Below are 19,924 nucleotides of genomic sequence, written 5' to 3'. Positions count from 1 at the left end.
CTCCCATGCTGAGCAAAAAGATTCGCAACATCCTGATCTTCGGCATCATCACCGTGCTGTTCCTGGCGGTGGGGTACTGGAACATCAGCCCGGAACGCTTCCTCGACAAGCCGGTCGCGCAGGTCGACGAAAGCGCCATCGACTACTACGCCATCAACGCCCGTAGCGTGCAGTACCTGCCCGACGGCAAGCTGCAGTACGAAATGACGTCCGACAAGGTCGAACACCTCAAGGCCACCGAGGTGACACTGTTGACCAAGCCGGACCTGCAGATGTATCGCGGCACCGCCTTCCCCTGGCACGTCCAGAGCGAGCACGGCGAAGTCAACCCGGATGGCACCCAGGTCGAGCTGATCGATTCGGTACGGGTTTCGCGCACCGACGAGAAAAATCGCAACCTGCTGATCACCACGACCCGCATGACAGTATTCCCGCAGAAGCAATATGCGCAGACCGATCAAGACGTTAGAATCGACGGCGCCGGCGGCGTGACGACTGGCAAGGGAATGAAAGCGTATTTGAAAGACGGCAGGATGAACCTGCTATCGAACGTAAGAGGACAGTATGAGGCTCGTTAAAACCCTCCCTATTTTGCTCGGTCTGGGCGCAGCACTGGGAAGCGTGAGCGCCTGGGCTCTGCCGAACGATAGCCAGCAACCAATCCGCATCCAGGCCGACGACGCTCAACTGGACGACAAGAATGGCGTAGCCACCTACAGGGGCGACGTGATCATCACCCAGGGCTCGATGAAGGTCACCGGCAATACCGTGACCATCACCCGCACCCAGACCGGTGACATCGACGTGGTGACCTCGGTGGGCAACCTGGCCTACTTCGAGCAGATCCAAACCCAGGGCGATACCAAGCCGGTCCAGGGCTATGGCGTGACCATCCAGTACCACGCTGCGCAGAACCGCGTCGTGCTGATCGACCGTGCCAAGGTCGTCGACAAGGACGGCAACATCACCCAGGGCGAGAAAATCGTCTACGACACCAACAAGAAGCTGGCCAGCGCCGGTCGCGCTACCGGCAGCAAGGTCACCGAGTCGCGCCCACGGATCGACATGGTCATCCAGCCGAAAAAGAAAACTGACGAAAAGGCCCAGTAATGGCAACTCTGAAAGCTCAGCACCTGGCCAAGAGCTACAAGAGCCGCCAGGTCGTGCGTGACGTCAGCCTGTCCATCGACAGCGGCCAGATCGTCGGCCTGCTCGGCCCTAACGGCGCCGGCAAGACCACCTGCTTCTACATGATCGTCGGCCTGGTCCAGGCCGATCAGGGACGCATCCTGATCGACGACCTGGATGTCAGCCACCAGCCGATGCACGGCCGCGCCCGCGCCGGGATCGGCTACCTGCCGCAGGAAGCCTCGATCTTCCGCAAGCTCTCGGTGGCCGACAACATCATGGCCATCCTCGAGACCCGCAAGGAGCTCGACAAGGCCGGCCGTCGCCAGGAACTGGAAAGCCTGCTGCAGGAATTCCACATCAACCACATTCGCGACAACCTGGGCATGAGCCTTTCCGGCGGTGAACGTCGCCGCGTGGAAATCGCTCGCGCACTGGCCACCGCCCCCAAGTTCATCCTGCTCGACGAACCCTTCGCCGGCGTAGACCCGATCTCGGTAGGCGACATCAAGCAGATCATTCATCACCTGAAAGCCAAGGGCATCGGCGTACTCATCACTGACCACAACGTCCGTGAAACCCTGGATATCTGCGAAACCGCCTATATCGTCAACGACGGTCAGCTGATCGCCGAAGGCGACGCCGAAACCATCCTCGCCAACGAGCTGGTCAAGGAAGTTTACCTGGGCCATGAGTTCCGCCTGTAAGCCCTGAGGTGTTTGGCTGGTCGCCAGAGCGCCCGCCCCAATAAAACCCTGCTGTTTTTATTGTTACAGCGCTCTAGGCAAACACTTCAGTTTCAGGCATATAATTTGCTTATGTTTGGCGCTCACGCGCCCTGTAGTGGATGGCGCATGTGCGCCGGCGAATAAGGTGTTAAGCCCCTGCCATGAAACCATCGCTAGTCCTCAGAATGGGCCAGCAGCTGACGATGACACCGCAGCTGCAACAGGCCATCCGCCTGCTCCAATTGTCGACCCTGGACCTGCAACAGGAAATCCAGGAGGCCCTGGAGTCCAACCCGATGCTCGAGCGCCAGGAAGAAGGCGACGACTTCGATAACACCGATCCGCTGGCCGACAACGCCGAGCAGAAGCCCAATACCGATATCCAGGAACCCTCTTACCAGGAAACCGCCCCGACGGTGGACAACCTCGAGGACGGTGAATGGAACGAGCGCATTCCCAACGACCTGCCGGTCGACACCGCCTGGGAAGACGTCTACCAGACCAGCGCCAGCAGCCTGCCCAGCAACGATGACGACGAGTGGGATTTCACCACCCGCACTTCGGCCGGCGAAAGCCTGCAGAGCCATCTGCTCTGGCAGTTGAACCTGGCGCCCATGTCCGACACCGATCGCCTGATCGCCGTGACCCTGATCGACTGCATCAACAATCAGGGCTATCTGGACGAAACCCTCGAGGAAATCCTCGAAGCCTTCGATCCGGAGCTGGACATCGAACTCGACGAAATCGAGGCCGTCCTGCATCGCATCCAGCAATTCGAACCCGCCGGCATCGGCGCCCGCAACCTGGGTGAGTGCCTGCTGCTGCAACTGCGCCAGCTACCCGCCAAGACCCCTTGGCTGACTGAAGCCAAGCGCCTGGTCACCGACTTCATCGACCTGCTCGGCAGCCGCGACTACAGCCAGCTGATGCGGCGCATGAAGCTCAAGGAAGACGAACTGCGCCAGGTCATCGAACTGGTGCAGAGCCTCAACCCACGACCGGGCTCGCAAATCGAATCCACCGAAGCCGAATACGTGGTTCCCGACGTCATCGTGCGCAAGGACAACGAACGCTGGCTGGTGGAGCTGAACCAGGAGTCCGTGCCGCGCCTGCGCGTCAACCCGCAATACGCCGGTTTCGTGCGACGCGCCGACACTAGCGCTGACAACACCTTCATGCGCAACCAGCTGCAGGAAGCCCGTTGGTTCATCAAGAGCCTGCAGAGCCGTAACGAAACCCTGATGAAAGTCGCCACCCAGATCGTCGAGCATCAGCGCGGCTTCCTCGAGTACGGCGATGAGGCGATGAAACCGTTGGTCCTGCATGACATCGCCGAAGCGGTGGGCATGCACGAGTCGACGATTTCCCGGGTGACCACGCAAAAATTCATGCATACCCCACGGGGCATTTATGAACTGAAATACTTTTTCTCCAGCCACGTAAGTACCTCCGAAGGCGGTGAATGCTCGTCCACGGCGATCCGCGCGATCATCAAAAAACTGGTCGCCGCGGAAAATCAGAAAAAGCCGTTGAGTGACAGCAAGATCGCTGGTTTACTGGAGGCACAAGGCATTCAGGTAGCCCGTCGTACCGTCGCCAAGTACCGCGAATCCCTGGGGATCGCGCCTTCCAGCGAACGGAAGCGGTTGATGTAGCCGCCGGGCTCGCCACAGCGTTCCAGTGGCAGGTCAATCGACCTGCCGCTTTATGCACTGGCAACGAAGGAGAAGCTGTATGCAAGTCAACATCAGTGGACACCAACTGGAAGTGACCGAACCTCTGCGCGCTTACATCGGCGAAAAACTCGACCGACTGGAGCGGCACTTTGACAAGATTACCAATGTGCAGGTAACGCTGGCCGTCGAGAAACTGAAGCAGAAAATCGAGGCCACGCTGCACATCCATGGTGGGGAAGTCGTCGCCAATGCAGAACATGACGATATGTATGCCGCAATCGACTTGCTCACGGACAAGCTTGACCGCCAACTGAAAAAGCATAAGGAAAAGCAACTCCACCTTCTCCAAGGCACGGGTCGCTAACACTCCCCTCCCATGATCCGACTTGAAAGCATCCTGACCCCCGGCCGTTCCCTGGTGAACGTGCCGGGCGGCAGTAAAAAACGTGCCCTCGAACAAATTGCCAACCTGATCAGCCGCGAAGTGCCTGATCTGGAGATGCAAGATGTCTTCGAAAGCCTGATTGCCCGTGAAAAGCTGGGTTCTACCGGTTTTGGCAACGGCATCGCCATTCCACACTGCCGCCTCAAAGGCTGTGAGTCGCCCATCAGTGCCCTGATGCACCTGGACGCCCCCATCGATTTCGACGCCATCGACGGCGCACCGGTCGACCTGCTGTTCGTACTGCTGGTCCCGGAAGCCGCCACCGATGCGCACCTGGAACTGCTCCGGCAGATTGCCAGCATGCTGGACCGCAAAGAGGTGCGCGACAAGCTGCGCAGCGCCACCAGCAATGAAGCCTTGTACAAGGTTGTCCTGGACGAACAGAACGGTCAGTAATCATGCGTTTGATCATCGTCAGCGGCCGGTCCGGCTCGGGTAAAAGCACCGCCCTCGATGTACTCGAGGACAATGGCTATTACTGCATCGACAACCTGCCGGCCGGGCTGTTGCCCGAATTGGCCGAGCGAGCGCTGATCCATACCGAGCTGACGCAGCCACTGGTCGCCGTGTCGATCGACGCCCGCAACCTGCCAAGCCACTTGTCGCGCTTTCCCGAACTGCTCGAGGAAGTACGCAGCCGGCATATCCAGTGCGATGTGCTGTACCTGGACGCTGACGAAGAAACCCTGCTCAAGCGCTTTTCCGAAACCCGCCGTCGCCACCCCTTGAGCAGCAACAATCGCTCGCTGGCCGAGGCGATTCAAGACGAAAGCCACCTGCTGGGTCCGATTGCCGACCTCGCCGACCTCAAGGTCAACACCACCAACCTGAACCTGTACCAACTGCGCGATACCATCAAGTTGCGCCTGTTGAACCAGCCGGAACCGGGCACCGCCTTCCTGGTGGAGTCTTTCGGATTCAAGCGTGGCATGCCGGTCGACGCCGACCTGGTGTTCGATGTGCGCTGCCTGCCCAACCCGTACTGGAAGCCCGAGTTGCGCGCCCAGTCCGGGCTCGACCAGCCGGTTGCCGAATACCTGGCCGCCCAGCCGGACGTCGAGGAAATGTTCCAGGACATCTCCAGCTACCTGCTGAAATGGTTGCCACGCTTTGCCGCCAGCAACCGCGCCTACGTCACTATTGCCATTGGCTGTACGGGCGGCCACCATCGCTCGGTCTACCTGACCGAACGCTTGGGCCAAGTCCTGCAAAAGTCCCTGAAGAACGTCCAGGTTCGCCACCGCGACCTTAGCTGAAAGGATCTACCCCGCGATGCCTGCTCTGGAAATTGAAATCATCAACAAACTGGGTCTGCATGCCCGTGCCTCGGCAAAGTTCGTCGGCGTGGCCGGTCAGTTTCCTTGCCAGATCCGTGCAGGGAGAACGCCGGAGTCGATGGTCGACGGCAAGAGCATCATGGCGATGATGATGCTGGCCGCCGGCAAAGGCACCAAGATTCATCTGAAGACCGAAGGCGAACAGGAGCAGGAGGCGCTGGAAGCGCTGGTGGCACTGATCAATAACTTCTTCGACGAAGGCGAGTAAGGTCGGCGGGGCAAGCCCGCCGAAAGGCACTCAGGCGAGTGCCGTATCCATGACCATCATCAGGCAAAAGCCGACACACAAGCCCAGGCTCGCCAGCTTTTCATGACCGTTGCGTCGTGATTCGGGGATCACTTCGTGGGTCACCACCAGCAGCATGGCCCCCGCCGCCAACGCCAACCCGAGCGGCAACAGCATCTCGGCCAGGCTCACCAGCCACGCACAAAGCAAGGCGAACACCGGCTCCACCAGGCCCGAAGCGGCACCGATCAGGAATGCCTTGACCCGGGACATGCCGGCGCCAGCCAGCACCAGAGCAATCACCAGGCCTTCCGGTACATCCTGCAAGGCGATGCCCATGGCCAGGCTATCCGCCTCCGGCATACCGCCACCCGCGGAAACGCCCACGGCCATTCCCTCGGGAATGTTGTGGGCGATGATGGCAAACACAAACAGCCAGATTCGCGGCGGGATGACCGGGTGCTCAAGGGTGCCCATCAGTTTCTCCGGGCTGCCCCCCGACACCTTGCGATCCACTAGAAACAACCCCAAGGCACCGAGCATGATGCCGAAGCTGATCAGGCCGCTCGAAGCCCAGGGCGACAACCCGAGTTTTTCCGCCGCGGCGATCCCGGGCACGATCAGCGAAAAGGCCGTGGCCGCCAGCATCACCCCGGCGCCGAATCCCAACAGGGTGTCACTCAGCGCCAGCGGCATCTTGCGAATGACCAGCACCGGCACTGCCCCCAGCGCGGTTCCCAGGGCACACACCGCCCCGCCCTGCAACGCACGCAACAAGCGCGGTTCCAGCTCCAGCCAGGACAAGCCCTGGGCAACCAGCAATGCAGTACCCGCCAACAGCAACAGCGAACCGAACGCGTAACGAAACATCCGCCCGCTGCTGATCGTCAGTGTTTCAGTGCCCATAGTCAGCCTTAGGTCTTTTTATCGGTGGGGGCTCAAACCAGTGCGGCCTGATAGCGCTGGGCTACTTCAGGCCAATTGATCACGTTGTAGAACGCATTGATGTATTCCGGCCGCCGGTTCTGGTAACGCAGGTAATACGCGTGCTCCCACACGTCCAGACCGAGAATCGGGGTATTGCCATTCATCAACGGGCTGTCCTGGTTACCGCTGCTCTCGACCACCAGGGTCTTTTGCGGGGTCACGCTGAGCCAGGCCCAACCGCTGCCGAAACGGGTGAGCGCGGCCTTGGTGAAGACTTCCTTGAAGCGCTCGAAACCACCCAACTGCTCATCGATTGCCTTGGCCAGCGCACCGTCCGGCTTGCCTCCGCCGGTTGGCGCCATCACTGCCCAGAACAACGAATGGTTGGCATGGCCACCACCCTGGTTGATGACCGCCGCCCGCAGCTTCTCCGGCAACTGCTGGACCCCGGCCACCAGTCTTTCCACCGACCAGTCGGCCCATTCGGTGCCTTCCACGGCCGCGTTGAGGTTGTTGATATAGGTCTGGTGATGCTTGGTGTAGTGAATCTCCATGGTCTGCGCGTCGATGTGCGGTTCCAGGGCGTCGTAGGCGTAGGGCAATGCAGGCAAGGTAAAGGACATATCAATGTGCTCCGTAATGAGGGGCATTCGGGGCCGCGGCGCCAGAAGTCGATTGCGCGACATTGCGCTCCAGCAGGCGATGCGTACGGGGGTATTCACCGTGCTCACTGATGAAGTTGAGCAACTCGACGTAGGTCTTGCTGCTCTGGCGCAACGCAGCTTCCCGCAGCGCTGGAGCCAGACGGTTGTCCTGCATGGTCTGCAACAGCCGCTGATGGATGGCGCAGAGGTATTCCGCGCTCTCCTCCGGCTGGTTCAGGCGCAGGTGCAGGTCCGCCAGGTTGTGATGGGAGATGACACAGGCCGCGACCGCTTCATCGGCATCGCTCCAGCGCTCGAACAACACCTGCGCCAGGGCCAGGGCCTGCAAGTAATACTCACGGGCGTCCACCAGGTCGCCCTGCATGAAGAAACGGTTTGCCCTTTCGATCGTGCGTTTCCAGTGCTCCATGGTGAACCTCCAAAGCAATGTCGGGATTTACACGCCGCCCGCGGTGAGTTTTTCCGGATCGAGCAGGATCTCCAGCTGGCTGCGTGACAGATCAGTGTGTTCAAGGGCGACGTCGATTACCGGGCGCCCCTGCTTGTAGGCGGTCTTGGCGATTTCAGCGGCCTTCTGGTAACCGATGATCGGGTTGAGCGCCGTGACCAGGATCGGGTTGCGCGACAGCGCCTCCTTGAGCTTGGGCTCGTTGACCTTGAAGCTGGCAATCGCCTTGTCCGCCAGCAGGCGGCTGGAGTTGGCCAGCAGCTCGATGCTGCTCAACAGGTTCTGGGCGATGATCGGCAGCATGACGTTCAGCTCGAAGTTGCCCGACTGCCCCGCCACCGTGATCGTGGTGTCGTTGCCGATCACCTGGGCCGCCACCATCGCCGTGGCTTCCGGAATCACCGGGTTGACCTTGCCCGGCATGATCGAGGAACCCGGTTGCAACCCTTCCAGCTCGATCTCGCCGAGGCCGGCCAGAGGCCCGGAGTTCATCCAGCGCAGGTCGTTGGCGATCTTCATCAAGGTGACCGCGATGGCCTTGAGCTGGCCCGAGACCGCCACCGCGGTGTCCTGGGAACCGATCAGGGCAAACAGGTTCTTGCCCGGTGTGAACTGCACCTGGGTCAGGCTGCTCAGTTGCCGGCTGAAACCCACGGCGAACTGCGGGTGGGCGTTGATCCCGGTGCCCACCGCGGTACCGCCCTGGGCCAGGGATTGCAGGCTCGGCAGCAGATCCTGCAGATGACCGATATTGGCCTTGAGCTGCTGCGCCCACCCTTCCAGCACCTGGCTCATGCGCACTGGCATCGCGTCCATCAGGTGAGTGCGACCGGTCTTGATGAACGGATGGACCTCGACCGCCTTGCGTTCGATGACCTGTACCAGATGCACCAGCGCCGGCAGCAGTTGTTCATGCAAGCCCAGCGCGGCGCTGACGTGAATAGTGGTCGGGATGATGTCGTTGCTGCTCTGCCCGCAGTTCACATGGTCGTTGGGGTTGACCGGCTCGCCGAGCAGACGGCTGGCCAGGGTGGCGATGACTTCGTTGGCGTTCATGTTGGAACTGGTGCCGGACCCGGTCTGGAAGATATCCACCGGGAAGTGCTGCATGAAATCGCCTTCCAGCAGGCCCTGGGCGGCATCGACTATGGCCTTGCCCTGGGATTCGCTCAGTTGCTTGAGTTCGACGTTGGCCTTGGCCGCGGCCGCCTTGGCCAGGATCAGCGCGCGGATGAACTGCGCCGACATGCGCTGGTGGCTGATGGGAAAGTTATCCACTGCACGCTGGGTCTGTGCGCCATACAGCGCCTGCTCCGGAACATGCAGCTCGCCCATGCTGTCGCGTTCGATACGGGTATTACTCATCGGGAAATCCTTGCACCAGTTCGATAAGGGGAATGGATGGCAGCAACGAGCAGGTCGCCAGTTGCCAGGCATGGCTTTGCCAGCGCTTGAGCCGGCATTTGCAGAAAGACAGGCGTTCCAGGTCACGCAACGGACGCCAGGCCTGGTCCAGGCACTGGCTGCGCCAATGCCAGGGCAGCGCGGTATCGGTAGCGGTATCGAGCAACAGGCGAAATGAGGTTTCGGCGATCAGCCAGGGCGAGGTGGCGGTGCAACACGCCAGATAGCGCCCTTCAGCCAGGTAATGCTCGATCAGGCGCGGCTCGTCCGGATCGAGGGCACAACGGATCTGGCGGCTCATCCAGCGCCAGCTTTCGAGGTAAGGCTGCTCGTGCAAGGCAGAACTCATGACCTGGGCTCATTCGATAATGAGATTTATTATTATATAATATTGAGAATCAAAACAAGCTCGAAACCAAGCGAGCCCTGCACAGGTGGCTAGGGTTGGTCAGTGTTCAAAAGCCGGGCAATAAAAAAGCGCGCGCCCCCGGACGGGACGCGCGCTTTCGTTGCCGCTGCTGCGATTTAGCTGCCGGCGACCGTCATGCGTTCGATCAATACCGAACCGGTGCGGATATTGCTGCGCAGCTCCAGATCGTTACCCACGGCGATGATCTGCTTGAACATGTCGCGCATGTTGCCGGCAATGGTCACTTCCTGGACAGCGAACTGGATTTCGCCATTTTCGACCCAGAAACCGGCCGCGCCCCGAGAGTAATCGCCGGTGACCATGTTCAGCCCGTGGCCCATCAGCTCGGTGACCAGCAGGCCCCGGCCCATGCGGCGCAGCAAGGCCGCCTGGTCTTCCTCGCCATGGGTCACGAACAGGTTGTGCACGCCACCGGCGTTGGCGGTGCTGGGCAGGCCGAGCTTGCGCCCGGAATAAGTCCCCAGAACGTAGGACACCAGTTCGCCGTTCTCGACGAAAGGCTTGGCGTAGGTAGCCAGGCCATCGCCATCGAAGGCCGAACTGCCCAGGGCGCGCATCAAGTGCGGACGCTCATCGATGGTCAGCCACTCGGGGAACAGCCGCTGTCCCAGCGCGCCCTCGAGGAAGGACGACTTGCGGTACAGGTTGCCGCCGGAAATCGCCCCCAGGAAACTGCCGAACAATCCACCAGCCAGTTCCGCGGAAAACAGCACCGGCACTTCGCAGGTCGGTACCGGGCGCGCGCCCAGACGGCTCGCGGCCCGTTGCGCGGCGCGCTGGCCGATGGTCACCGGGTCCGTCAGCAGATGGCCCTGGCGATTGACGTCATACCAGTAGTCACGCTGCATCTGGCCGTCGGCCTCGGCGATCATCACGCAGCTCAAGCTGTGTCGGGTCGAGGCGTAACCGCCGATAAAACCGTGGCTGTTGCCGTACACACGGCAGCCCTGGTGGGTGCTCAGGGTAGTGCCGTCGGCGTTCTTGATCCGGCTGTCGGCGGCAAAAGCCGCGGCTTCACAGGCCAGTGCCCGTTCGATGGCTTGCTCCGGGGTAATGTCCCAAGCGTGAAACAGGTCGAAGTCCGGCACGTCCCGGGCCATCAGCGCGGCATCGGCCAGCCCCGAGCTTTCGTCTTCCGAGGTGTGCTTGGCGATGGCCAGGGCCGCGGCAACGGTTTCGCGAATCGCCTCGGGACCACTGGCCGAAGTGCTGGCCGAGCCCTTGCGCTGACCGACGTAGAGCGTGATGCCAAAACCCTGGTCGCGATTGAATTCGACGGTTTCCACTTCCCGCTGGCGAACCGAAGTCGACAGGCCCTGCTCCAGAGAAACCGCCACTTCGCAGGCACTGGCGCCCTGGCGCTTGGCCTCGGCGATGATCTGCTCGACTTGTTCCTGCAGTGCCGGCAAAGCCTGCGGGCCGACGCTTTGTGCTGCACTCATGGTTTTCTCCACTCAAATTCTGCTTTCGGTTAAGGCCTTCGAGCGACCGGGCCGGACAAGCGGCCCCCGACTGGTTATCATGGCGGCGTTTCTTTGCGGACTGCCACCATGGTTGATTCTTACGACGACTCCCTCGATGGGGAGAAAAGCAAATCCCAGGTCAAACGCGAGCTGCATGCTCTGGTTGACCTCGGCGAGCGCCTTACAACACTCAAGCCCGACTTGCTGAACAAACTGCCGTTGACCGACGCCCTGCGCCGGGCCTTGGCGGATGCGCCCAAGCATGTCGCCCATATCGCGCGTAAACGCCACCTGCAATTCATCGGCAAGCTGATGCGCGATCAGGACACCAGCGCGATCCTGGTGCTGCTGGACCAGCTCGACGCCTCGACTCGCCAGTACAACGAACGTTTCCATGGCCTGGAGCGCTGGCGCGATCGCTTGATCGCCGGCGATGACGCGGTCCTGGAGAAGTTCATCGCTGACTATCCGGAAGCGGATCGTCAGCAGCTGCGTTCCCTGATCCGTCAGGCCCAGCATGAGGTGGCCCATAACAAGCCGCCTGCCTCCAGCCGTAAAATCTTCAAATACATCCGCGAGCTGGACGAGACTCAACGCGGCCTGCGCTGAGCCTCGATCCGGGTGGGTTGCCCTGCAACTCACCCGCCGCTTCACGCCTCAAGCGCCCGTGCCACCCACGGTGATCGCATCGATCTTCAAGGTCGGCTGGCCGACACCCACCGGCACCGACTGCCCATCCTTGCCACACGTCCCCACGCCACTGTCCAGCGCCAGGTCGTTACCGACCATCGACACCCGGCTCATGGCTTCCGGCCCGTTGCCGATCAGGGTTGCGCCTTTGACCGGCGCGGTGATCTTGCCGTCTTCGATCAGATACGCCTCACTGGTGGAGAACACGAACTTGCCACTGGTGATGTCCACCTGACCGCCACCCAGGTTGGCGCAGTAGATGCCTTTTTTCACCGAGGCGATGATTTCCGCCGGATCGCTTTCGCCACCCAGCATGTAGGTGTTGGTCATGCGCGGCATCGGCAGGTGCGCATAGGATTCGCGGCGACCGTTGCCGGTGCGGGCCACGCCCATCAGGCGGGCATTGAGCTTGTCCTGCATATAGCCCTTGAGCACACCGTTCTCGATCAGGGTAGTGCACTCGGTCGGGGTGCCTTCGTCGTCGATGCTCAGCGAACCACGCCGCCCGGCCAGGGTGCCATCGTCAACGATGGTGCAGAGTTTCGAGGCCACCATCTCGCCCATGCGCCCACTGTAGGCCGAGCTGCCCTTGCGGTTGAAATCGCCTTCCAGGCCGTGACCCACCGCTTCGTGCAACAGCACGCCGGACCAACCGGAACCCAGTACCACCGGCAGAGTGCCAGCTGGCGCAGGGATGGCTTCCAGGTTGACCAGGGCCTGACGCAAAGCCTCACGGGCGTAACCCATGGCGCGGTCCTCACTGAGGAAATAACGGTAATCGGTGCGCCCGCCGCCGCCATGACCGCCACGCTCGCGGCGGCCGTTCTGCTCGACGATTACGCTGACGTTGAAGCGCACCAAAGGCCGCACATCCGCCGCCAGGCCACCATCGGTGGAGGCTACGAGAATGCGCTCCCAGACCCCGGCCATGCTGACGCTGACCTGCTGGATGCGTGGGTCCAGAGCGCGGGTCGCGGCGTCGACACGCTTGAGCAGCTCGACCTTTTCCGCGCGGCTGATGACTTCCAGGGGGTTGTCCGGCGCATACAGCTGGGCCACGTCCTGGGTGGTAAAGGCCTGCACGGTGCCGTTCTGCCCGGCACGGGAAATCGAGCGCGCGGCCCGGGCAGCCAGGCCAAGCGCTTCGAGGGTGATGGCATTGCTGTAGGCAAAACCGGTTTTCTCACCCGACTGCGCCCGCACGCCAACGCCCTGGTCCAGATTGAAGCTGCCTTCCTTGACGATGCCGTCTTCCAGCGACCAGGACTCGGAAATCTGCCCCTGGAAATACAGGTCGGCGGCATCGATGCCCGGGCCGGCCAGATCGCCGAGCACGCCCTGCAGGCTTTCCAGGGTCACGCCGCCGGGCGCCAGAAGGTGTTCACTGACTGAAGATAAAAACCCGCTCATATGCTTTACGCCTTAAATTCGTCGTTCTTAAGCAAGTCGCTGCGCGCCTTGCGAGAAAAAGCGCCGGTGACTGGCCACCGGCATGCGCGCCCGGATGGACGCCTGTTCGCTGCTGTCGCGCTCGGCCAGCAGCACGGCCTCGCCTTGATCCTGTTGCGCCAGCACCCGGCCCCAGGGGTCGACGATGGCCGCATGGCCGAAGGTCTCCCGGGGTCCCGGATGAATGCCGCCCTGCGCCGCCGCCAGCAGGTAACACTGGGTTTCGATGGCCCGGGCGCGGACCAATACGTCCCAATGCGCCGCGCCGGTCACGGCGGTGAACGCCGAAGGAGCGCTGATCAGTTCCGCCCCGGCGGCTCGCAATTCGCTGTACAGCTCGGGGAAACGCAGGTCGTAGCACACGGTCAGGCCAACCCGGCCCACCGGCGTATCCGCCACCACCACCTGCTCTCCATGAGCATAGTCATCCGACTCCCGGTAACGGCCGCGATTGTCGGCCACGTCCACGTCGAACAGATGCAGCTTGTCGTAGCGCGCCACTTGCTCGCCGTGCTCGTCGATCAACAGCGAACAGGCACGGGCCTTGGCCTCCGGCTGGTCCACCGGGGGCAGCGGCAAGGTGCCGGCCACTATCCATAACTTGAGGTCGCGGGCGGTCTGTTTCAACCAGGGCAGGATCGGACCTTCGCCCCGGGCCTCGGCACGACCGATGGCCGCCGCGTCGCGGCGTCCCATGGCGGCGAAGTTTTCCGGCAGTACAGCCAGCTGCGCACCGCCGGCAGCCGCCTGTTCCAGCAGGCTGCGCGCCTGCTGCAAATTAGCCAGCACGTCGCTCTGGCTGACCATTTGAATCACCGCAAGAGACATGGCGCACTCCAGGTTGGATATGTGGCCATGCTACTCCATAGGCCCGGGCCGCGGTTTTTCAAAAAGGCTTGTCGAAGGTGATTTTCGGGTCCTTCCAGGGCCCTTTGACGCTGTACTGGACGCTGGCGAAGCGCGACACCCGGTCGCCGATCAGCTTGTCGATCAGGAACAGCGCACCGCCGACCGCCGGCGCACCGACGATCAGCGCGGCGATCGGCAGGTTGTTGGTCACCGGCAGCGTCACCAGCAGCTTCGAGTCCACCTGGTCGGCCACCAGGTCCAGGGTGCCATTGAGCTCCAGGTTGCTCGACGGCCCGGTCAGGGTGATGGGTTCGCGGGTCACGTAGACGCCGTTGCTGGCCACCAGCAAACCCTTGACCCGGTCGTAGCTCAGGCCCTTGCCGAACAGGTCGGAGAAGTCCAGGCGCAGGCGCCGGCCGATGGAGTTGAAGTTCAGCAGGCCGAAGACCCGCAGGGCCTGCGCCCCGCCTTCGACTTCCACGAACTGGCCTTTGCGCAGGGTCGCATCCAGGCTGCCCGAGAACCGCTTGAGCCCGACCCAGGCCGGCGACCCGGGCCAGCGCCCGTCCACATCCATATGGAATTCTTCGCTGGTCACGGTCGGCGCAAAGCCCCAGCCCTTGAGCACGTCCGCCAGGTTCTTGCCGCCCAGGCGGCCCTTGTACCAGCTGGTGGCCGCGCCGGGTTCGCCTTCCCAGCCGCCGGCGCCTTGCAGGACCATGCCCTTGAGGCCCAGGTCGAGGCTGTTGAAGGCCATGCCCTTGGCGGTCGGGCGCACTTTCAGCGACCAGGCGCCGATCAGGTCGTTGCCCTGGTACAGCTGATTGATCGAGAGATCCAGCGCCGGGACTTTCTTCGGGTCGACCGAGGCCAGCGGGTCCGGTGCGTTCTCGTCGGCCTGCACCGTCGGATCGGCGGCTGGCAGGCGCACGTACTGCAGATTGACCGCCATCGGCGCGGCCTTGGCATCGGGAATCGCCACGTTGCCCTTGGCCTGCTGGCTGTCGAGCTGCAGGGCCCAGGAGGACGGCTTGCGCGTCAACTGCACACGGGCCTCATCCAGGGTTGTGCCAAAACCGCTGAGCTTGCCGACCCGGAAGTCGGCGCCACTGAGCAGTTGCTTGGCGCTACCGCCCGCGTCCTGCCCGGCATAGCGATCGACCAGCGCCTTCCACGGCTCCACATCCAGTTCCGACAGCACACCGCGCACCCGCAGGCCCTTGCCCCCCGGCAACACGGCGTCGCCCTCGCCGAGGAACAACTCGCCACGGCCATCGGCAAAATTGCCGCTCGGCGCAGCGAAGGTAAAGTTGGCCAGATCGCCGTAATCGAACCAGTAACGCCGCTCGGCGCCCTGCAAGGTCATGCGCAATACACTGTCACGCCCCTGGCTGGCCGCTATGCCGAAAGGCGCGGGCAAGTCGACGGCAACCCCCTTGAGGCTGGAACTGACCATCAGTTGGCTGTCCGCACCGTCGAGGTTGAGCTGCAGCTGGTAGGGAATATCGCCGGAAACCGGCAACGGCTGGTTGTATTTCAGCCACTCCGTGAGCTTATTGACCGACACCTGGCCCTTGGCGACGACCCGGGTATCGAGCTTGCCGGGACGGCCATCGGCAAAGATCTGCGCGGTCACCGGGCGCTCGAAGGCCTGGGCGCTGATGCCCTGGCCGCTCAAGCCTTTGCTGCTGTCGAAACGGAAATCGCCCTTGAGCTGGCTCAACTCCAACTCCGGTTCGCTCAACTTGAGCCGTGCCTTGTTGGTCTTGAAGTCCACCAGCACCTTCGGCTCTTCGCCCTTGACCAGCGGGATATCCAGCTTCAGCTTGCCCTGCAGGTCGCCCTCGCCCTGCCAGCCGGCAAAGGTCGGGCCCGTGCCGATCGGCGCTTCCTGAAGAATTTTCAGACCATCACCCAGGCCGCCGGCGAACTCGCCGTCGATGAACATATGGGGGCTTTGCCCCGCGGGTACATGGGGAATATTGACGTAGACGTCGCTCACCTGGGTGTCGAGCAACTGGCCCTTGCTGGCCAGGATGCGCACACCGCTGTCCTCGATGAACACATCGCCGCTGACCTTGCCGATATGCGGCCAGCCCGGCTGGAAGGCCAGCTCGGCATCGTGCACCTTGAAGAACAGGCTGATGCTGCGCGCGGTGTCGGCCGCGCCATGGTTCAGCGAACCCTGGTACTGGAAGAAACCTTCATCCACCGCGCCCTTGAGGATCGCCGTGCGCAGCCATTCGTCCAGGGCCGGGCTGAGCACTTCGGGCAGGTACTTGGCAGTATAACGACCGTCGCCATCGACCAGGCCGACCCGCAGGTCCATGTAGTCTTCCTGGGTGTGGTCGAAATGCAGGCGGATCAGGAAGTCGCCGGCGATCTTGCCCTCCTCGCCCAGGACCTTGAGGTACGGCGCGATCAGGGTGAAACCCTGCTGGTCGAGCTTCCAGGTCAGCCGGGCATTGGCCTGGAGGTACTGCCAGGGCTTGGCGAAGATCGGGTCCAGGTGCAAGGCAAAGTCCTTGCTGTCCATGCGCAACTCGCCCTGCCCCAGGTCGCCGCTGATGCTGCCGCTGACGTTACGGGCCGCCGGCGCGCCGTGATAGGCGTTGAACCCGACCTGTTCCAGGTTGGCAGCAAAACTCAGGCGCTGATCGCCGCTGACCTGCGGCCGGAAGTCGAACAGGATGTTGCGCAGCGCGCCCGTGACCTTGAGGTTGTCGATGATGGTCGCGACCTTTTCCGGCAACGGCGCCCAGGCATCCAGGACCGGCGTGAGCGGCGTCAGGTCGAGGCGGTCGGCCTGCAAGTGCCAGAGCTCTTCGGCACTGTTGACGGTACCGGTCTGTTGCAACTGCAGGCGGGACTCCCAGCGCGTCTCGCCGATGTTCATGGCCAGCGAGTCGAAGGCGACGCTGAGGCCCTGGTCGTTGCGCTGGAAATAGGCATTGAGCGCCAGGTTCTTCACGGTGATTGGTTTGCGCTCGTCATAGGCCCCGCTGACCTGCGGTGCATTCAGGCGCGCGACCAGGCTCTGCAATAAACCATCGCCCCAGCTGAGCCAGAACTCGCCACCGGCCTTGAGCTCGGAGAACTTCCACTGCTGGGTCACGTGCGGCGGCAGCCATTTCGCCCAGTCGCTTTGTGGCAGGCTCAGGTAAGCGTCGACCTGCCCTTCGCGCCAGGCGCTGGCGCGGATTCGCGTGCGCAAGCTGACCGCCAGAGGCTGACCATCCGGCAGGGTCAGGCGCGCATCCAGGCGTTGACGGCTGGGGCCGGCACGCAGATTGAGGCCAACGTAGGTCAAGGCGATCGCGGGATGGTCGAGCGGTTGCAGGGTCACCTGACTGTCGAGCACCGACAGCTCACTGACCATCTGCATGCGGTTGAGCAACTGCTCGGGGTCGATAGGCTGGTTATCCCGCACTGGCAGGCCTTCGAGCGCCCAGCGCCCATCCAGACCTTCCTTCAGGCTCAGGTTGAGGCCACTGAACTCAAGATGCTTGATCCGCAGCTGGCGCGCCAGGGCGCTGCCGGGCAGATCGGGCGCCACCCGCACCTGATCCAGGCGCAAGGCGTTGGCGCCCTCGCCGACTATCACGTCGCGGGCCAGCAGGATCGGCGAAAAACCGCTCCAGCTGCCTTCCAGCCGGCCGACCTGCACCGGCATGCCCAGGGCTTCCTGAGCCTTGGCCTGGACCTCGGCCTGATATTCAGCCACCAGCGGGGTCAGTTCCCGACCCAGGCTGACGTACAAGGCCGTCAGCACCAGCAGCAATGCACAAAGCCCCAGCCCCCAGCGGGTCAGAGCAGCGAGAAAGCGCATCAGACGCTCCATGTCAGTTGGCCCCCGTGGCAAGAGTCATGCACAACGAGGCCAGCTGTATCCGGTAAATGTAAGGTACGCGGACTCAGAGCAGCACCACGTCGTATTGTTCCTGGGAATACATGGTTTCGACCTGAAAACGGATGGTCCGGCCGATAAAAGCCTCCAATTCCGCGACGTTACCCGACTCTTCGTCGAGCAGCCGGTCGACCACTTTCTGGTTCGCCAGGACCCGATAACCTTCGGCCTGATAGGCCCGCGCCTCCCGCAGGATTTCCCGGAAGATTTCGTAGCAGATGGTCTCCGGGGTTTTCAGCTTGCCGCGGCCCTGGCAGCTGCTGCAGGGTTCGCACAGCACCTGCTCCAGGCTCTCCCGGGTACGCTTGCGAGTCATCTGCACCAGGCCCAGCTCGGTGATGCCGATGATGTTGGTCTTGGCATGATCGCGCTCCAGCTGTTTTTCCAGGGTGCGCAGCACCTGGCGCTGGTGTTCTTCATCTTCCATGTCGATGAAGTCGATGATGATGATCCCACCCAGGTTGCGCAGGCGCAGCTGGCGGGCAATGGCGGTCGCCGCCTCGAGATTGGTCTTGAAGATGGTTTCTTCGAGGTTGCGGTGACCGACGAAAGCCCCGGTGTTGACGTCGATGGTGCTCATGGCTTCCGCCGGGTCGACCACCAGGTAACCACCGGACTTGAGCGGCACCTTGCGCTCCAGGGCTTTCTGGATTTCGTCTTCGACGCCATACAGGTCGAAGATCGGCCGCTCGCCCGGATAGTGCTCCAGGCGATCGGCGATTTCCGGCATCAGTTCGGCGACGAACTGCGTGGTTTTCTGGAAGGTTTCCCGGGAGTCGATGCGGATCTTCTCGATCTTCGGGCTGACCAGATCGCGCAGCGTACGCAGGGCCAGGCCCAGGTCTTCGTAAATGACGCTGGGGGCGCCGATGGTCTTGATCTGCGCGCCGATCTGGTCCCACAGGCGACGCAGGTAACGGATGTCCATCATGATTTCGTCGGCGCCTGCACCCTCGGCGGCGGTACGCAGGATAAAACCACCGGCTTCCTTGATGCCTTCCTGGGCCACGCAATCGCTGACCACCTGTTTCAGGCGCTCGCGCTCGGCTTCGTCCTCGATCTTCAGCGAGATGCCGACATGGGCGGTGCGCGGCATGTACACCAGGTAACGCGAAGGGATCGACAACTGAGTAGTCAGGCGCGCGCCCTTGGAGCCGATCGGGTCCTTGGTCACCTGCACCACCAGGCTCTGCCCTTCATGGACCAGGGCGCCGATGCTTTCCACCGCCGGCCCTTCGCGCAGGGAGATTTCCGATGCATGAATGAACGCCGCGCGATCCAGGCCGATATCGACGAACGCCGCCTGCATGCCGGGCAGAACCCGAACCACCTTGCCTTTATAGATATTGCCGACAATTCCGCGACGCTGGGTACGCTCGACATGGACTTCTTGCAGCACACCGTTTTCGACCACCGCCACGCGCGACTCCATCGGCGTGATGTTGATCAGAATCTCTTCACTCATGGCAGGGTCTCGTTCAGGCATATTCACTATGGATGGCCGCATCAGCAGGTACGGCGCTTAGCGCACTGCAAGGTTTTGCCAACAGGGTATGCCGAAATGGCCAAGTAGTTCTGCGGTTTCGCATACCGGCAAGCCGACGACAGCGGAATAACTGCCATTGAGCCCTGCCACGAATATCGCCGCAAGCCCCTGGATGCCATAGCCGCCGGCCTTGTCACAGGGCTCGCCGCTGGCCCAGTAGCGGGCTGCCTCGTCATCGCCGATCGCCCGGAAGCGCACCAGGCTGCGCACCACCCGCGACTCGCAGCGCTGGCCATCGAGCACGGCAATGGCGGTCAGCACTTCATGTTCGCGATCCGACAGGGCCATGAGCATCGACTGCGCATCGGCCTGGTCCAGGGGCTTGCCAAGAATTCGCCCATCCAGGACCACCGCGGTGTCGGCGCCCAGGACACAGGCCGCAGACGGGTCATCGGCGATCAGCGCATACCCGGCCGCCGCCTTGTCGCGCGCCAGGCGCTCGACATAGGCCACCGGGCTTTCATCGGGGAAAGGAGTTTCGTCGATATCCGCGCTGATGGCGGTAAAAGGCACGCCGATCTGCGTGAGCAGTTCCCGTCGACGGGGCGAGCCTGAGGCGAGGTAAAGCGATTTCATCAAGACATCTCCCTGTCGAGGTACGGGCAA

20 protein-coding genes are annotated in these 19,924 nt (G+C 62.4%); 9 read left to right on the top strand and 11 right to left on the bottom strand.

Annotated elements, in window-relative coordinates:
• Positions 1–5 precede the first annotated feature (5 nt).
• The 8 genes from lptC to PVZ80_RS03025 all read left to right on the top strand — a co-directional run bounded on the left by lptC (position 6) and on the right by PVZ80_RS03025 (position 5,522).
• The gene (lptC, locus tag PVZ80_RS03060; RefSeq protein ID WP_009047003.1) at positions 6–578 is read left to right on the top strand and encodes an LPS export ABC transporter periplasmic protein LptC; all 573 of its coding nucleotides are present in this window, start codon (positions 6–8) and stop codon (positions 576–578) included.
• Positions 565–1,110, top strand: a complete 546-nt coding sequence (gene lptA / locus PVZ80_RS03055; protein WP_007929869.1) for a lipopolysaccharide transport periplasmic protein LptA — start codon at positions 565–567, stop codon at positions 1,108–1,110. The genes lptC and lptA overlap by 14 nt, the downstream gene beginning before the upstream one ends.
• Entirely contained in the window at positions 1,110–1,835 is a 726-nt protein-coding gene (gene lptB / locus PVZ80_RS03050; RefSeq protein ID WP_007929870.1) for an LPS export ABC transporter ATP-binding protein, read from the top strand. The genes lptA and lptB overlap by 1 nt, the downstream gene beginning before the upstream one ends.
• Positions 1,836–2,017: 182 nt before the next feature.
• The gene (locus PVZ80_RS03045) at positions 2,018–3,511 is read left to right on the top strand and encodes an RNA polymerase factor sigma-54 (protein ID WP_009047001.1); all 1,494 of its coding nucleotides are present in this window, start codon (positions 2,018–2,020) and stop codon (positions 3,509–3,511) included.
• A gap of 79 nt (positions 3,512–3,590) precedes the next feature.
• The gene (hpf, locus tag PVZ80_RS03040; RefSeq protein WP_007929872.1) at positions 3,591–3,896 is read left to right on the top strand and encodes a ribosome hibernation-promoting factor, HPF/YfiA family; all 306 of its coding nucleotides are present in this window, start codon (positions 3,591–3,593) and stop codon (positions 3,894–3,896) included.
• A 12-nt stretch (positions 3,897–3,908) separates the two neighbouring features.
• Positions 3,909–4,373, top strand: a complete 465-nt coding sequence (ptsN, locus tag PVZ80_RS03035) for a PTS IIA-like nitrogen regulatory protein PtsN (RefSeq protein WP_007929873.1) — start codon at positions 3,909–3,911, stop codon at positions 4,371–4,373.
• A gap of 2 nt (positions 4,374–4,375) precedes the next feature.
• Positions 4,376–5,233 carry an RNase adapter RapZ gene (rapZ, locus tag PVZ80_RS03030; RefSeq protein WP_007929875.1) on the top strand — a complete coding sequence of 286 codons (858 nt, stop codon included), beginning with the start codon at positions 4,376–4,378 and terminating at the stop codon, positions 5,231–5,233.
• Between the two features lie 16 nt (positions 5,234–5,249).
• Positions 5,250–5,522: an HPr family phosphocarrier protein gene (locus tag PVZ80_RS03025; RefSeq protein ID WP_009046999.1), complete on the top strand. Its 273-nt coding sequence runs from the start codon at positions 5,250–5,252 to the stop codon at positions 5,520–5,522.
• Positions 5,523–5,552: 30 nt separating this feature from the next.
• On the opposite strand, the gene PVZ80_RS03020 is transcribed toward PVZ80_RS03025, so the two are convergent.
• The 6 genes from PVZ80_RS03020 to pmbA form a co-directional block, all read right to left on the bottom strand.
• On the bottom strand, positions 5,553–6,446 hold the full coding sequence (locus tag PVZ80_RS03020) for a ZIP family metal transporter (protein ID WP_009046998.1): 894 nt from the start codon (positions 6,444–6,446) through the stop codon (positions 5,553–5,555).
• Between the two features lie 32 nt (positions 6,447–6,478).
• A complete protein-coding gene (locus PVZ80_RS03015) occupies positions 6,479–7,090 on the bottom strand; it encodes a superoxide dismutase (RefSeq protein WP_053268219.1) in 612 nt (203 codons plus the stop codon).
• A 1-nt stretch (position 7,091) separates the two neighbouring features.
• Positions 7,092–7,541 (bottom strand): hypothetical protein, encoded by a 450-nt coding sequence (locus tag PVZ80_RS03010; protein WP_273863410.1) that lies wholly within the window; start codon positions 7,539–7,541, stop codon positions 7,092–7,094.
• A gap of 27 nt (positions 7,542–7,568) precedes the next feature.
• Positions 7,569–8,945 carry a class II fumarate hydratase gene (locus tag PVZ80_RS03005; RefSeq protein ID WP_273863409.1) on the bottom strand — a complete coding sequence of 459 codons (1,377 nt, stop codon included), beginning with the start codon at positions 8,943–8,945 and terminating at the stop codon, positions 7,569–7,571.
• A complete protein-coding gene (locus tag PVZ80_RS03000) occupies positions 8,938–9,333 on the bottom strand; it encodes a hypothetical protein (protein WP_007929895.1) in 396 nt (131 codons plus the stop codon). The genes PVZ80_RS03005 and PVZ80_RS03000 overlap by 8 nt, the downstream gene beginning before the upstream one ends.
• Positions 9,334–9,509: 176 nt before the next feature.
• On the bottom strand, positions 9,510–10,856 hold the full coding sequence (pmbA, locus tag PVZ80_RS02995; protein WP_009046994.1) for a metalloprotease PmbA: 1,347 nt from the start codon (positions 10,854–10,856) through the stop codon (positions 9,510–9,512).
• 108 nt (positions 10,857–10,964) lie between these two features.
• On the opposite strand from pmbA, the gene yjgA reads away from it, so the two are divergent.
• Complete coding sequence (gene yjgA / locus PVZ80_RS02990; RefSeq protein ID WP_273863408.1) at positions 10,965–11,486, top strand: ribosome biogenesis factor YjgA; 522 nt, start codon at positions 10,965–10,967, stop codon at positions 11,484–11,486.
• 48 nt (positions 11,487–11,534) lie between these two features.
• Here yjgA and tldD read toward each other — a convergent pair whose 3' ends face one another.
• From tldD to PVZ80_RS02965, 5 genes are all read right to left on the bottom strand, one after another.
• Positions 11,535–12,977 (bottom strand): metalloprotease TldD, encoded by a 1,443-nt coding sequence (tldD, locus tag PVZ80_RS02985; protein ID WP_273863407.1) that lies wholly within the window; start codon positions 12,975–12,977, stop codon positions 11,535–11,537.
• Positions 12,978–13,004: 27 nt separating this feature from the next.
• The gene (locus PVZ80_RS02980) at positions 13,005–13,844 is read right to left on the bottom strand and encodes a carbon-nitrogen hydrolase family protein (RefSeq protein WP_009046992.1); all 840 of its coding nucleotides are present in this window, start codon (positions 13,842–13,844) and stop codon (positions 13,005–13,007) included.
• A 58-nt stretch (positions 13,845–13,902) separates the two neighbouring features.
• Positions 13,903–17,706 (bottom strand): YhdP family protein, encoded by a 3,804-nt coding sequence (locus tag PVZ80_RS02975; RefSeq protein WP_273863405.1) that lies wholly within the window; start codon positions 17,704–17,706, stop codon positions 13,903–13,905.
• 73 nt (positions 17,707–17,779) lie between these two features.
• Positions 17,780–19,237, bottom strand: a complete 1,458-nt coding sequence (rng, locus tag PVZ80_RS02970; protein WP_007929907.1) for a ribonuclease G — start codon at positions 19,235–19,237, stop codon at positions 17,780–17,782.
• A 57-nt stretch (positions 19,238–19,294) separates the two neighbouring features.
• Positions 19,295–19,894 (bottom strand): Maf family protein, encoded by a 600-nt coding sequence (locus PVZ80_RS02965; protein ID WP_053268213.1) that lies wholly within the window; start codon positions 19,892–19,894, stop codon positions 19,295–19,297.
• Positions 19,895–19,924 lie beyond the last annotated feature (30 nt).

Source organism: Pseudomonas sp. B3G-3, assembly GCF_028640915.1.
In the GTDB taxonomy this organism is placed as follows: Bacteria; Pseudomonadota; Gammaproteobacteria; order Pseudomonadales; family Pseudomonadaceae; genus Aquipseudomonas; species Aquipseudomonas chlororaphis_I.
This window is presented reverse-complemented; position numbering and strand designations above follow the sequence as displayed.